This window comes from Xenorhabdus hominickii (genome assembly GCF_002632725.1).
Lineage (GTDB): Bacteria > Pseudomonadota > Gammaproteobacteria > Enterobacterales > Enterobacteriaceae > Xenorhabdus > Xenorhabdus hominickii.
This window is the reverse complement of record NZ_NJAI01000001.1, coordinates 261594-276643: the sequence shown is the minus strand read 5'-3', so window position 1 is coordinate 276643 and position 15050 is coordinate 261594. Positions and strand designations below refer to the sequence as shown.

Annotated in this window: 13 protein-coding genes and 1 pseudogene; 9 read left to right on the top strand and 5 right to left on the bottom strand. The window is 47.5% G+C overall.

The window, feature by feature from the left end:
* Nucleotides 1-14: 14 nt before the first annotated feature.
* Nucleotides 15-974, bottom strand: coding sequence for a DUF4123 domain-containing protein (locus Xhom_RS48530; RefSeq protein ID WP_169928390.1), 960 nt, complete (start codon nt 972-974; stop codon nt 15-17).
* Here Xhom_RS48530 and Xhom_RS48525 point away from each other — a divergent pair.
* The gene (locus Xhom_RS48525; protein WP_169928387.1) at nt 959-1237 is read left to right on the top strand and encodes a hypothetical protein; all 279 of its coding nucleotides are present in this window, start codon (nt 959-961) and stop codon (nt 1235-1237) included. The genes Xhom_RS48530 and Xhom_RS48525 overlap by 16 nt on opposite strands.
* Here the strand turns inward: Xhom_RS48525 and tssI are convergent.
* Entirely contained in the window at nt 1226-3235 is a 2010-nt protein-coding gene (tssI, locus tag Xhom_RS48520; protein ID WP_069317054.1) for a type VI secretion system tip protein TssI/VgrG, read from the bottom strand. The genes Xhom_RS48525 and tssI overlap by 12 nt on opposite strands.
* A 12-nt stretch (nt 3236-3247) precedes the next feature.
* Entirely contained in the window at nt 3248-4990 is a 1743-nt protein-coding gene (locus tag Xhom_RS48515) for a type VI secretion system baseplate subunit TssF (RefSeq protein WP_069317053.1), read from the bottom strand.
* 464 nt (nt 4991-5454) lie between these two features.
* Between Xhom_RS48515 and Xhom_RS48510 the strand changes: the two are divergent.
* Both Xhom_RS48510 and Xhom_RS48505 read left to right on the top strand, forming a co-directional pair.
* Nucleotides 5455-5628: pseudogene (locus Xhom_RS48510) on the top strand (site-specific integrase); the annotation flags it as partial.
* A 38-nt stretch (nt 5629-5666) separates the two neighbouring features.
* On the top strand, nt 5667-5909 hold the full coding sequence (locus Xhom_RS48505; protein ID WP_069317052.1) for a hypothetical protein: 243 nt from the start codon (nt 5667-5669) through the stop codon (nt 5907-5909).
* Between the two features lie 364 nt (nt 5910-6273).
* Here Xhom_RS48505 and Xhom_RS48500 read toward each other — a convergent pair whose 3' ends face one another.
* Together Xhom_RS48500 and Xhom_RS48495 are read right to left on the bottom strand one after the other, a co-directional pair.
* Entirely contained in the window at nt 6274-6543 is a 270-nt protein-coding gene (locus Xhom_RS48500) for a helix-turn-helix domain-containing protein (RefSeq protein WP_069317051.1), read from the bottom strand.
* Between the two features lie 836 nt (nt 6544-7379).
* Nucleotides 7380-7745, bottom strand: a complete 366-nt coding sequence (locus Xhom_RS48495; protein WP_145957421.1) for a hypothetical protein — start codon at nt 7743-7745, stop codon at nt 7380-7382.
* A gap of 149 nt (nt 7746-7894) precedes the next feature.
* On the opposite strand from Xhom_RS48495, the gene Xhom_RS48490 reads away from it, so the two are divergent.
* The 6 genes from Xhom_RS48490 to Xhom_RS48465 all read left to right on the top strand — a co-directional run bounded on the left by Xhom_RS48490 (nt 7895) and on the right by Xhom_RS48465 (nt 14989).
* A complete protein-coding gene (locus Xhom_RS48490; RefSeq protein WP_069317050.1) occupies nt 7895-9652 on the top strand; it encodes a type VI secretion system baseplate subunit TssF in 1758 nt (585 codons plus the stop codon).
* 44 nt (nt 9653-9696) lie between these two features.
* Nucleotides 9697-11703, top strand: coding sequence for a type VI secretion system Vgr family protein (locus tag Xhom_RS48485; protein ID WP_069317049.1), 2007 nt, complete (start codon nt 9697-9699; stop codon nt 11701-11703).
* Nucleotides 11700-12470 (top strand): DUF4123 domain-containing protein, encoded by a 771-nt coding sequence (locus Xhom_RS48480; protein ID WP_069317048.1) that lies wholly within the window; start codon nt 11700-11702, stop codon nt 12468-12470. The genes Xhom_RS48485 and Xhom_RS48480 overlap by 4 nt, the downstream gene beginning before the upstream one ends.
* A 20-nt stretch (nt 12471-12490) precedes the next feature.
* The gene (locus Xhom_RS48475) at nt 12491-14413 is read left to right on the top strand and encodes an S-type pyocin domain-containing protein (RefSeq protein WP_069317047.1); all 1923 of its coding nucleotides are present in this window, start codon (nt 12491-12493) and stop codon (nt 14411-14413) included.
* A 12-nt stretch (nt 14414-14425) separates the two neighbouring features.
* Nucleotides 14426-14695, top strand: a complete 270-nt coding sequence (locus Xhom_RS48470; protein WP_069317046.1) for an immunity protein — start codon at nt 14426-14428, stop codon at nt 14693-14695.
* Nucleotides 14696-14794: 99 nt separating this feature from the next.
* Entirely contained in the window at nt 14795-14989 is a 195-nt protein-coding gene (locus Xhom_RS48465) for a CPCC family cysteine-rich protein (protein WP_069317045.1), read from the top strand.
* The last annotated feature ends 61 nt before the right edge of the window (nt 14990-15050 follow it).

The window sequence follows — 15050 nt, the reverse complement described above, 5'->3', positions numbered from 1 at the left end:
CTTCTCTCCTTGTGTTAACTTAATGCCCGGTTTTTAAAACAATACTCATAACAAGCCAGCGCCCGCACCTCTTGCGCCTGTGCTTCGGCACAGGCATGCTGCCATGCCCGCTGCCAGAGCGCTTCGTTATCCCGCGCCAGACTTCTGCCCGCCACCAGATACAGAATCGAACGCTGATGGGCGAATCCCGCCAGACAGGCAAGATTGGCCTGTTGCACCACAAAGGCGGGCAGGTGTTCTTGCTGTTCGGGCGACAGTTCAGGCTGGGTCTCTGCAATAAATTTCACTATCTGCGCCACCGCCCGCGCTTGGGTCTGCCCCGCCAATATGCCCACCAGAGAGCGGTTGATGGCCACGGGAGCCGTTTTTTCCTGATCCAGGCTGTTTTCAGCCACAGAAAGGGCGTAGTACTGCCCCGTCTGGCTGTCGAAGTAACCGATCCGCATTATCGGGCGCATAAAGTGCATCAGTTGTTCATCCGGCAGGCTTTTCAGTAGCGGGAGCAAGCCTTGTGGCACATAGAAGCGGTAAAACACCCAGGATTGGTGTTGTTCATTTCTCAGATAGGTGAATTTACGCAGGTGATTACGGATCACAGGAAATGGCTGGTCACTGTCGATAAAAATGCCTGATTCTGGAGTGGTCGGCTGAGTAATCTTTTGCTGAAAAGCAGAGTACACCGTAGTGTCATCCGTTAATTCCACCAGATAAGGGGCGCTGTCTTCGAGCGTGATTTGGGTTTCCCCCTGAAACAAGCTTTCCCATCGCAGGTTGGAGACCATCAGGTCAGGCACGATAAAACTGCCCATGACCCGACGGTAAACCGTGGCATCAATCACCATATAGCGGTACTGCCCGCATGCTCTGGAGGGCATGGTTTCCGTTACAGTGAACTGCAATATGCCCCGCTCGGCAGGCAAGGGGGCGTTGATATTGTGTTCGTTCAGCGGGATCACCTGTGCATTCCTCTCCACCCCCTGCCGGAACTGCCGCAATAGCGGCAATTCGACATAAGGGCTGGCGGCAAGGTATTCAGGCAACGGCTGAATACTTTGATATTGCCCCGGTGAATGTCCCGCCTGCAGGACATATTCCGCCAGTGCCGACAGAGCCTGCGGCTTGCTCGTTGCACGGACAATCGACTGGGCAGAGTAGTGCTCGCCTTGTGGCGTGGTATAGGCATAATCCACCACCCAATGTTCGGCATAATCGGGTATCCAGGACATTATTCCGATGACTCCTGCGGCTTACGGGCTTTTTCCCGGCAATCCTCTGCCATGACCAACCCTTCATTGGCTGAGCCGCTGAGTGACGGCACGGTGCCCGGGCTGCCCCCCGTTACCGACACATCCCCTTGCAGGGTGATTTTGCCGGTGATCGTTACTCCTGAACCATCCAGCTTAATCGATCCTGCCTTGCCTTTGATCAGTACGGTTTCGCTGGCCTGTAGGGTATGGACTTTCGTCAGGCTCTGGATGTTGTTGACCACATTCAGGGTATAGTTGTTGTTGATTCTGGCGGTTTTGTCCCGCCCCACTTCTTGCAAGTGATCGGCAAAGATATTTTCTTGCCAGTTGTTATTGATGCGGGTTTTGCGATCTTTGGTGATAGTTTCAAACTGGTTCAGGTCAATCTGGATGTGCTGTTCATGCATAATCCTGATGAATTCATCGTTGCCGATTTCATGTTTACGGTTGTTCAGGACATGGTGGCTTTCATCGTGACCAACCCGTTGGGTTTTATCGTGGTTTATCTGGATAAGCTGATCTTTCTGGGCGTGGATATAGATCTCTTCACTGCCTTTCGCATCTTCAAAGCGCAATTCGTTAAATCCCTCACCTTTGTGGGTGTGGGTCTTGAAGGTGGTGCGCGTTTTTTCCGCCGGCAGATCCAACGGTGGGCGGTTGCGCCCGTTGTAGGTACAGCCCGTCACTATCGGGCGATCAATATCGCCATTCAGGTAGGAAATAATCACTTCCTGACCAATGCGCGGAATGGCCATAAAACCGTAGCCATCACCATTCCATCCCTGTGCTACACGTATCCAGCAGGAAGCACGGTCATCCGCTTCATCATAACGGTTCCAATGGAAATGAACTTTGATAGCACCATGTTTATCAACGTAGATCTCCTCACCTTCCGGCCCTACGACGGTTGCAACTTCATCTCCATCCGCCAGCGGCTTATATCGGAAAGGCGGACGCCAATCCTGCCTGCCCGGAATAAAGGTAACGTGATTAGTTAACGTTGTCCCTTCTCCCGCATCTCTGGAAGCTTGTGGTTGATGTCCATGATGCGTGACAGTAATAACCTGCCAGCGATCATTCATTGTCACAATCGGATGGGATTGTAGAACGAAGATCCGACCCGGTCTTAATTTGATACAGTTGGTACTCGCTTTACCGATTTTGCTCTGGTTCTGCAACTGCTCCAAACGCAATTGGGTGAAAGGGCGGCCTTCTGCATCCATCTGAAAACGGCCATAACTTTCAAATACAGAATGGTTCCCGCCATTATCTGATGCAGCCAGATGTTGCAGAGGATAGGAAGGCCGAAGGAAATTATTATCTTTATGGATCGTTTCATCCGGGCACAGATATTCGCCGTAATTCCACTGCCATGCCGTCAAATCACTGTTATCCGTGTTTGCCTGTACGTTGTAGGTCAACGTTAATGCCGCCAACATGCCGAGGTGGGAATTGCTGTAAAACAGTTTGTCCTCTTCGAACCAGAATATAATGCCTTCTTCCGCCGCCAGCCGGCACCAGAATTCATAGGAAGATTCGCGTTTCTGGGTGGTATATTCCCGTATCGAATGCTGCTGATGATCTTTGTAAAACTTGTTATCAGCCTTGATGCGATGCTCTTTAAGCAACTGCCCAAGAATATCGGGTACAGATTGATGATGGAAAATCCGGCTATCCTGATTGAGCGTCATTAACCACATTTCCGGGCGAATAATAAAAGTGTAATAGGTTTGTCGCCCATTGGTATTTCCCTGCTCTGCCCCTGCCACAACGCCATTAACGGTTCGCTCGATGATGCCATCCCTGATAACCGTCAGAGAAGCGCTGGAACCCAATTGTTCATTGAGTGCCACGTTGTTAAAAGCGCTGACGGCTGTGATAGAAAGGTGAAACAGTTGTGACAGCCCTTCCTGTAAGCTGAAATTCACTACCTGAAACGTTGTCTGCGGCAATGCACCTATCTGGCAAGTGAAAACTAATCCATCCATTGTAGAAACTCCTTACATAATTGAGCGATAACCTTGAATCATTGAAGGTGCCAGATACCATTCCGTCCCTGAAGGTTGGCTGAGCACGCACATTCGCAGCCATGTCCCCTGGGCAAGGCAGAACGGGAAGAATTGGTATAGTGAATTGGCGAATCGATATATTTCGCCGGCATCGATATAAGCGGTTTCATCCAGCATCAGGGTAACCAGCAGACAGCGAACGGGTCTGTCCCGGATTATTCTGTCACCCCATTTTGCCTCTATATTGGTGATCCCCCCGATCATGCGCCGGATATTTCGGCTGGTTAAGCGATCGATATCTGCATACAGATCAAAATCCTGTAGTAGCTGTTTGACTGACGTGCTCATCTCCAATAAATGGCTGCCGACAGAATAATGCGATAACAAATCCCAATGACGATGGCTATCAACAATCGGAGGATAAGTTTGTGAAGTTGGAGTGATATTTTTTAATTGAAAAATGTCGGGAACATTTTCTCCCGCCTGACAGATCTCGCCCAGTACAAGAGGTGCTTGATATTGTTCAAAGCCATAAAAATGGCAAGTGAATTCACGCTCAGGTGGTTTACGCATCAACTCCGCTTTGCTGTCATAGAAAATCAGCTCGTACTGTATTCTGCCCAGTGCATCTTTACTGACTTCAAGCGCATAGAACCAAGCTTTGTCATACTCTGGGTGATAACGTTCCATACCTGTCAGGAGGCTGACCGGATAAAACAGGTATTCATCCCCGCGTCTTTCCTCTTCTGTGTTTGGCTCATTTTTCAGTTCAATACCTGAAATATGCAAAACACCCTGAGTCGGCATGAGAGGTAAGCGATAGCGCGCTGTTTCTGGTGTAAAAGGAAGTGTCACTTGGCTGTTACGCGCCATATTAACCACAGGTGCGCAATTAAGCTGGAATGCAGACTTTATTTGAGCTGCTGACAACGGCAATACTGTATTCAAAGTCAGAACGATACTGAATTCACGCTGTTTTGTCAGTTTCAATCGCTTTGCCATTGTCGGCAGAGGTAAATTCAGAAATTGGTTAACATGTGGCAGATAAAGAGACTCAACTAACAATTGTGGTGCCCAGTTATCCCCTACCGCAGATGACAGAACCAATCGGGAAGCGCCTGAGCGCGGTTCAAACCGATCTCCGTGTGCTTTATAAACTTGCCCGTCATGATACAGTTCAGCACCATCATAATATTGAGTCAGTCCCAGCATCAGAGCATTAGCAACTTGCTCATCACTGCTCAGGAACAAATTAATCGGCTGAGTTAGCCACTCTTCTTCCTTACCAGTATAGTGAAATTTTAAGGTGACTTTAGTTGTCTGTACTTGATGAGTTATGTCACGTGACACTAATATCAAAGGCTCAATAGGACATTCTCGGCAAGTGACAAATGGCTGTTGATGATGAGTATGAACTTCTGTTCCTGCCGGTATGGAAAAAGCAAAATCCCCCTGCATGATACTATCAAACTGAATAATGCTGGTCGCAGGAATACCTTTGATCGTCTGTGCCCGTAATTTTTGCAGTAACGGCTGAGTCAACTCAGGGAAGGCATCATCCACCTTCTGATTCAAACGAGCCATTAAAGCAGCAAAGCCCTCATTAACCTTTTCAGCATCAGGATCCCTGCCACTAAGTACATCTTCAAGATGTGACTTCTCTTTACACGCAGATTTTGCAAGTTGCCTTAGGTAATCAATTTCCCACTGATAATAATATTCAAACGATTTCACAACTGACTCCTTTTCCTTAAAGTGGTATGTTGTGAGAGTGACCACTTTGCATTTATACCCGTCCTTCAAGTTACAGCGTTGTTGGCATCCTGAAATACATAGGGTATATGTTTAGTTTATTAATTTCAGGTAAGTGCAGAATCTTTATTAATTCTTATTAATTAAAAATAACTGCTTAATATATACGCTGTCGGGTGTATGTCAAAACAAAAAATAGCGAACATATTGTTCCTTTATTCCCATTTATTCATCTAAAAAATATTAGAATCTCTAAATATTATTATTCAAAATTAATAAATCAATTTGATGAACTGATGCATTCGCCATTAAAAGCTTAAAATACACGATAGGGGAATCTAACTATTGGAGGCATTACCATTATATCAAGTAACCTTTCACCAGCCCTCTATTGACTAGACAGGAATAAAGCTGAACACATCTGGGTAAGGGAGTCCCGTCTGAGTTTTCGTCATACATTGGCAACGGAACTGATAAAAGCGCCGGGGCGTAACCTGCAACTGGTTAAAGGGTTACTGGGGCATAGCCGTGTGTCTGCAACGATGGAATATATTGATATGGAGATAGCGAGCAAAACGCTGGAGAGTGAGCTGTCGTTGTCTATGGATCTATCCGTGTAGTTATTTATAAAGAAGTATAAAAAACAGGGAGGGACACCATGTTGGATGGCGTGGAGAAAAGAGGTGGTTCTGCCCTGTATCACATGGAGGGGGTGAAAAAAGGAAAATATGTCATCGTCCTATCTTCCATTCAAGTGAAGTTTTTACCTTACTTGATATCAGAATCAAGTACTGGAATCATTACCTTGAACGAAAAAAAGAGTGCTTGCTTATGCAGGCACTCTGTATTTTTTATTTACGGCTTTTTAAACATTATTACGCAAATCAGAATTACAAATTGATTAACATTGTTCTTAACAGCCGTAAATTTTAACTCACTTGTTAATTATCTGATAACCTTCAACAAATGAGCTCTTAAAATTTGGTGCCGGAGGCGGAAAGCATTATAACTCGTTGAATATATAAAGTCTATTCTCTTTCATTCCGTTTATGCCCCTTTTAATGCCCCCAGATTTTTTTGCTTACTTTTTCTTTTGTATCTAACTGATTTTAATTATTTATATCACTTATTGCGTGTTTTTTTAATTAGCTTAAAGCAAAAAAGCCGTGAGGGTTAAAAATGGTCAAATTGGGCTGCCATTTTACGCTCAGGGCTTAAGATAAAAAATGTTCATTTTTACGACATCGATCACAAATTGAAGCGGATTATTCCTGTGGCTTAGAGCGGGCTTTCCTCTCTAATAATTCACCAGTATAAGAATCGAAATAACGGCTGGGCCAGATCTCTGAGGGATGGATGCCAAGATAATCTGCAATGATCCATTCACCTTTCGGCCACGGTCTGCTGAATGCATTTGCCAATGTCGATGAACTGAGTCCTGCCTCACGAGAAACCGCTGCTAAGGTTGTCCCGCGTTTGCGCAATGCGGCGATGATATCGGCCTGATGCCAATCATTCCTAACGTTGTTATTCATTCCTGCTACCCCTTCCATTAATTAATATTGATGGTGGCGATTCAAGCAGGGTTCGCAATACCGGAGATCAACCAATCCGGCGAGGCCGAAGCCTCCCCCACCTGAACCGCCATAGAAAAGGCGAACGCAGGCGCACTGGCAGAAACATCCTACCAGTGGGTTGATCATTACAGGGTTGCGAATCCCCGACCATCGGATTTTGCCAATGGCGGGAATACTTTAACTGATTGTTTTACCTAACACAATAATCGAACGGCTAAGTTTAACGGTTATTCCTCCTCTCAGAGCGCATAAACTCAGGGGATAATACGGACGCCTAATCAATCTTTGTTGTTTGTTCTCGTTCGTGATTGCTTCGCTATCCGTATTTCCCCTGTGATTTTTAGACTACTTTTATGCATTTCGAAACATTTTCCCTGCGTGTCGGTTAGGTTCACCGTTCCGTGGTACGTCAGATAATGTGTAGCAGAGAGGCATTGTGTTGAGTTTTTGCAGGAGTTCGCTACGTGCATGCCAAGCACGGCGATGGTTTACTCCCCGTTCAGCGCCTGATTAGATCAGGATGAACGCCTCATTATTCGTGACGTGTGATATCTCCTTTCTTTACTGCATCGGCCTATTACAAGGCGGTGAGTGAAAAACAAACGAAATAAGTGAATTAAGGCAGAAAAATGCCAATGAAAAGTGGTGACACTGAGTAATACGGGGTTCAAATCGGTCGTAAAGCCAGACCGAACGTGCTCTGGACGTTGGCCGCCCAGCGGCGTCACTTGGTAATCGCTTTGCTTCAACGCAAGTGACGCCGCGCAGTTTTCGGGACGTTTATTGTGCGTAAATCAAAACATAGGTAAAAATCGTACAGAACACATTGTGATTGTGGACGTGGCAGGGATTATTGCTCTGCCTGAATGATAAGCCGGTGCATAACAAGACCGGGAAACTTTGACCGCCAGACGATGGGTTAGGTGTCTGGCGATATCTGCTTCCAAAAGTGTGCAGATGTACCGCAATTTAGCTCTCCCTTGCAGGCTACGGGAGTTTTTTCGCCACCCGAAGGCGATCCTGACAGGCAATGGATCATTTTTGTAAGAAAAGATATTAACGGTTAGCCAGAAGGGAGTCAAACGACCGTTTTTCCTGTCATCCTGATTTTTGCCTGATTTTTGCCTGAATTCCCGTACAAATTCCGCAAATCTCCCCATATTCGGCCAACATCAGACAAAAATTGGATTTAATTGGTTAATTAATTTTATTGGTGAATGTGTAAAATAAACCACCTTTACAGACTGGATACCTATTTTTAATTCAGCACAGAACCGTTCCCTGACAGATAAAACATAAGTGAAATTCAATGAAAAACAACAAGGAATCACTGTACTTGCGAGAACGTGCCTATCTACGGGAACTGGCGCAACGTGTGGCGAAAGACTCGCCGCATCTGGCGGATTTTCTGATTTCCTCCCATGATCCCGATATTACGCGCCTTTTTGAAGCCTTTGCGCTGTTAATTGCCAATGTCCGGTCTAAACTGGAGGACGAACTCCCCGAAATCACCCACGGTATTCTGTCTCGCATCTGGCCGCTGGCCTTGTGTCCCCTTCCACCCACCACGATACTGCAATTTTCTCCCGCCGATGATGAATATCAGGGCTGCACGGATATTCCGGTGAATACCGCTGTTTCCACTCATCACAACGGGCAGTTAATGACGTTTAAAACCCGCCGTCCGCTGCATATTGAACCTCTGGTCGTGCAACAACGCGTGGTGAAAAAGACCGGCACCCACAGTGAAATTATTCTGACCCTGTGTCAGACCGGCACGGCATCTTCGGTCTGGCAAAGTGGAGAACTAATTTTTTTCCTCGGCACTGACACCGAAAAGGCCGCCCAGCTCAGTCTGTGGCTGGATCAACATATCTGTGATGTCAGCCTGAACACGCAGGGCAAGCAGCGAAAGCTGCGCGGTTTCCCTTATGGCTGGCATGATCTGCTTGATAGTCCGGTGCTGCCTGTGCCCAAAAATACGTATTCTGGCCTGCAACCGTTGGTGGAGTATTATGCCCTGTCCCCACTGTATAACTTTGTCATGCTGGATATCCGCAACAGTTGTACAACAGTCCCCCTGAATGCGGACGGCACGTTTGAGCTGATTTTTCGTTTCGAGGGCGAATTGCCGTTGGCGGATGTCGATGAGGCATTTTTGCTGGGCTGTGTACCGGCCATTCATCTGGAAAATCGGGTAAGCCTGCCCATTGAGCTGGAAGCCGGTAATCACCGTTATCCTCTGCCGTTGGGAGAATCGGTGCGGTTGTTCCGGCTGGGTGATATTGAGGTTGTGGAACAGCCCGGTGACAGTGAGCAACGCGGGACACCGTATCACTGGCTGCCGATTGAACAGTTTACTCCCGCCGGGCGTTTTCGGGATGACGACCCGCAACCCGACACGTTTTATTACCAGCTCCAGACCGAACAGGATTTTCTCGGCAGAACCCAGCACCGACTACACTTTTTTGATTTGACGGGCAAACCGGCCAACGACTTACCTGCCATTGCGATTTTGTGTTATTTCATCGGCTACCATGAACAGGCACCGGCATTGATGCAAGGCACGATTAGCGTGACACAGGAAGGCGCACCGTCTCATCTCAGCGTCCACAATATTACGCCGGTCATGACCGATTACCCGCCCCTGTTGCAGGAAAAGAGCGGCTGGCCGCTGCTGTCCTGCCTCTCCAGCCCACCAATGATGCTGTTTGCCACCGACAGCCTGAAACAGTTTCTCCGGTTGTTTGACCCGTATGCCGACACGCATCGTCCCCTGAGCCGCCAGTTCCGCCAACACATTGACGGTATTGTGCAGGTCGAAGAGCGCCTGACCGACCGGATGCGACTGGGGCGTTCTATCCGCGGACATTTACTCTCGCTGACGCTGGATCCCGACTGCTACCGTAATCCGGGGGAGATGTATCGGTTTTGTCGGTTAATTAATCAGGCGCTGGCGTGTTTTATTACCCAGTCTGCGTTTGTCATGCTGGAGATTTTTACGCCGGACAGTCACAAGGCGCTGTGGCAGTTCTGGCATGTCGATGGACTACGTCCGGAAATGTAATGGATTAAGGAACACATGACAGAAACCATAAGGAAAAAATCAATATGAAAAGTGGGTTACGCTTTGTCTGTCACATTGCCGGTGTGCCGACAGAAACCTTTGCCGTAGGCGAATTTTCCCTGCAAGAGGGATTATCAGAACTTTTTACCCTGAACCTGACGCTGGTCAGAGCCGGTAACGCAAACCCATTCAGGCCACAGGCTGACATTGATTTGGCCTCACTGTTGATGCAGGAAGCGGTGTTACAGGTGTTTAACGGGGACATGCTGCAACGTAAAATCACCGGCATTGTTTCCCATGCTGACTGGGCCGGTACAGATGGCAATAAGACACTCTATACTCTGACGGTGCGCCCTGCCTGCTGGCGGCTAACGCTCAATCAGGACAGCCGGATTTACCATCGGCAGAATGTCCCCGCGATTTTAACCAGTCTGCTGAAAAAACACCGGGTACAGGCCGATTCGAAGCTCTACGATGCGCATCAGGACCGGGAATATGTGACCCAGAAACGCGAATCCGATTATGCGTTTTTCAGCCGTCTGGCAGCGGAAGAAGGCATCAGCTTTTGGTTTGAGGATGAAACCCTGTTTTTCAGCGACAGTCACCTCGGTATGACCGCCGGGCTGCCGTTGCAATACCAGCCGCAGCCAGAAACAGCCTACGGAACCGATACGATTTATCAGGTTAGGCTGGGTGTCGGTATGAGTCCGCAGCGCAGCCTGCACAAGGATTTCAACCCGGCAGAGCCGCGTTATCACCTCTCCCATATGCACAGCAGCGAAGGCTTCCGTGATTTCGGTAGCCAGACTCCCTATACCGTATTTGAAAGTTACGGGCGTTTTCAGAAAGATGCGGCTGCTATCCCGTTTTTAAAATACCGGCAGGAAGCACTGGACAACCAGAAACAGACGGGCAGTGGCAGCAGCAACTGCATCAAACTGATGCCGGGTAAAATCTTTGAGATAAAAAATCATCCCCATAAACCACTGAATGTGCGCTGGCAGGTGGTCGGCATCAGCCACCACGGACGCTGCCCGCAGGCACTGGGCGACAGTGGCGGTGAAGGCACCACGCTCAGTAATCATTTCAGTTTTATCGACGGCCTTGCCGACTGGCGTCCGCCTTTCCACTATAAACCGCTGGCAGACGGGGATGAAACTGCCCTCGTGGTCGGCCCGAAAGGGGAAGAAATCTTCGTCAATAAAGACGGGGCGATTAAAGTCCATTTTCACTGGAACCGCTACGACCAGCCGGATGATGGGGCATCGTGCTGGGTTCGCGTTGCGCAGGGCTGGAACGGTAACGGCTTTGGTTTTATGGCGATACCCCGTATCGGGCAGGAAGTGATTATCTCCTATCTCAATGGTGATATTGACCGACCGATTGTCACCGGCTGTGTTTATAATGGCCTGAACCGCCCGCCACTGGATTTACCGGCTCAAAAAACCCGCACCACCTTTAAAACCAAGACCCACAAAGGCAAAGGCTTTAACGAACTGCGCTTTGAGGATGCGAAAGACAGTGAGGAAATTTATCTCCACGGTCAGAAAGACCTGACTGCACATATCGAAAACGATGCTTACTGGTATATCAAACATGATCAGAAGAGCCGCATCGATAACAACCGTTACCACGATATCCGCGCCGATGATCATCATCAGGTTGCCGGTTCGCGCAAAATCACCACCGAAGGCGATGTGTCCCACCGGATTGCCGGTAGCCAGCATATTCAGACTGGGGATGCGACTGTGATTGACAGCGGACAGGAAATCCACCTGAAAAGCGGCGGCAAGGTAGTGTTGGAAGCGGCAGCCGAAATCACGCTGAAAGTGGGTGGTAGTTTTCTGAAAGTTACACCGGGCGGCATTCTCTGTTCACCGATTAATGTCGGGCAAGGTTCAGGCGGCAGCGGACGCGGGGTTTCACTGCAATTACCGGAAGGCGTGGCACCGTTGCCGGAGGTGGAATTTCCGGTCAAAAAATATTGTGCATTGCAAGCACAGGAAAATGCTGCGTGGGTGATTAAAGCCCCGCAGGGAGGACAGTCATGAAAACAAACTGGACAATCTGGCTGGGCGGATCTGACAAATCACCGGCTTACCTGATTATCAACCCGCTTGCAGCGCCCAATCCTGTCAACACGCTCTATGTGAACAACTGGGTTGAACAGGCTTTTCCCCTTTATAGCGGTACACCACTCGCTCACCTGATGGAGCAGGGGCCGTGGCTTATTCAGCCGAAAGTGGATTGCCTGCCTACCCTTGCTCGTCTGCTTGACTGCCGCGCGTTCAGTGACGGCAGTTGGGGCTGGGCATACCGTAGCGATACGAACTGGCAGGCACAATTGGATCACTGGCAACGTCACCAGCTCGTGACCCTGCGGGATGAACAGGTCGTCTTCCGGCTCATGGATACGCGCATTCTGCGGGTATTGATGCCCGCGATGCAACCTACGGATTGGACATCCTTGCTTAATCCGGTCACTGAATTGATGGTGGATATGCCTGAGCTGACGGTTTTTCTTCGTCCGGCACAATGCCCGTTCAGCCAGATTGAACGCCCCTTTGTACTGGAGCCGCATCTGATTGCAGCATGGGAGCAATCAGATTTCGCACTGGAAGGTCTTGCCAAGACGTTAATGTATGAACTGTGGGAAGCACAAGGTGAACTGGCACTGAAACGGGATACTCCCGAAGGTACTTTGATCCGTGACCTTGAAAAATGGCTGCGCCAGCACCGCCAACAGGGTTCACGTTTACAGGCGCTGACCATCCATGATTTTCTGGCCGATAGCGGTATTTATGTACAACGTACTTAATCACAAAAGGATTTAATCAAATGAGTGACACAGGAAGATTAGATTGTGTGCCCTGCAATACATTCAAACACTGGCTGGAATTTCAGTTACTGGATAATCAGGGTAAGCCATTAATCGGTATTCCCTATACCCTGAAAAGCCGGGATGGAGTGATCAAGGCTAATGGCGTAACGGATGGTCAGGGACTACTGCGGGAAGAAAATTTATCGCCGCTGCCCGTGACCCTGCATGTGGATGCGCAGAAACTGGCAGACCAATTGGTTGAAAGACCCTCTGTTTCAGCGGTGAAAACTGAAAAAGCATCGGGTTCCTCACCCGCGATTATGCCGGGTGAACTCAGTGATGGGTTGCCGAAGATCAAAGGCTGGACAGAAGAAGCCCTGCAAACAAAGTATTATGCTGACCGCGAATATGCGGGCATCACGGTGATACCCGAACATAACCGCCGGCATGTAATAGTAGTCGAACGTATTGCGAAGCCGGTATTTGCAAAATCCTGCCTGCAACCTGCGGGTTGCACAGAGGCAGGGACTGGAATGGAACCACATACGCACTTTGGTGAGATGCAGATTTATCGGGCCGAACCGACACACCAACGCCCCCCAAACAGACAGGAAACCTCTGAGCCATTTATTCTCAAGGCCATTGCCTGGGTAGGGAATCAGATATTTCCGAAGGCAGAAGCCAATCCATTTATCTTTCCTGAACTAATGCGGCAGCAGATGATGCGGCAGATGGCAGCCAATGCGGCGGCAGTTCAGACAAATTATGGCGATACCGATAAAGAGAGTCCGCTGCTCTCTCAAAGTGAGCAACAAAAGCTGAAGGATGCCCAGTTTGAGTTATCCCGTGATGCTTATCTCGCCGCGACATCCGTGGCAATATTAGGCGTGATGATGCGAAGTTGGTGGAATGGCAGCGACAGTGATTTAGAGAGCCATAAAAATCTGATAAAAATTGCCGATGAAAAGGGCACTGCGCCAACACGTGTCCGTTACCGGTTTGTCGAAGATGTAAAAACCGGGCAATCAATCCCCGTGGGATACCATACCAATGAAGAAAGCGGGTTAGAACAGGTCAAAGTTCGCCATGTACAATACAATAGTTCACTCAACCAATATGAGTTTTGGGAAGATGATGCAGATTCGCCGGCATTGGTCTGGTATGCGGATCCACAAAAAGGCGGAATATCGCAAAATGAAATTAGTGGTCAGTATGGGCAGCATGATACTTCAATAAATGTCAAAGTCATCCCGCTTGATCCAACGATCACCAGCCAAACGCCCGGCTTACCGATCCCGGAACAGCGAACATGGCGGGACGGAATTCTGGTCAACCCACAGCAAGATCCGAATGAAATCGCAGGGAACAAAACGGAAACGCCAATAACAGATGGAACAGACCACGGGCCGACGAAGACGACCACACCCATACAGGAGCGTAATTTCCGGGATTATATTCTGATTTTCCCAATCTCAAATATACCGGCGATTTATGTTTATTTGAGCGATCCTTATGGTGGAACGGAAAAAGGTAAATACAGTGGTCGTACCTATGATCCAGATAAAGCGGGTGGACCTATTCAGGATTTAGACTGGAGAAATGTTGAAATTACACAAGAAGGATTAGATAAAGTTAAACTACATACCAGCAGATTTGAAGAAAGTATTGATAATACAATGATGATTGAACGTTTAGAGAAAATTCTGTCAGGAGAGATACCTACGACCGATTATGATAGGCGATACTACACACATGAAATAAGGGAATTAGAACGTTATCGTGTTGTAGGTGTTCCCGATGGTGTTCATGATGAGGATATTTGGAATCATGCCCACGCTGCAACTCTAGAGGATTACAAAATTCATGAAAGAACGTATCCTCTATATACACCTGAAGCTATTCATGCTGCTGATCTTGCAGAAGAAGCTAAATATAAATAGAGAGATAATAATATGCGTCCATTAGAGCAAATGATAAAAAATGAATCTGTCGAAGATATACTTTTAGTGTTTTCTCTTAAAAGCTCCTATCCATCTATAGATCGTATGTATGTAAGATTTAACTTTGAAGTCATTGAAAAAAACGAACTATGGACAACATACAAAAGACTACTAGACGAGGGGAAATTAACTAAAGATAATAAAGGGAAGACAATTAAAGGTCCTAATTGGAAAGAGCCTGAGTTTTCTAGAACAAAGAAATATAGTAATTTAATTGAATGATATTAAAAAATAGTTTTTAAAAAATGATTGTTAAAAGCTATTTGTTTAAACAGATAGCTTTTATTTTAAAAGGTTAATACCAAAATATTAGAGTAGCCAATGAATGATAAATATCATTGTCCATGTTGTGACCACATTTCCCTTGATGAACTTGGCGAATACCTTATTTGTGACATTTGTGGATGGGAAGATGACTCTATACAGTCTAAAAATGCCGACTTTCAAGGAGGGGCTAATGAGATGAGTTTAAATGAAGCCAGAAAAGCATTTTCAGAAGGTAAGAAAGTAATCTAACTTTACCTACACTAAAAAGTGTCCGTAAATTATTTATCTCATATTAAGTTATGTTACATCC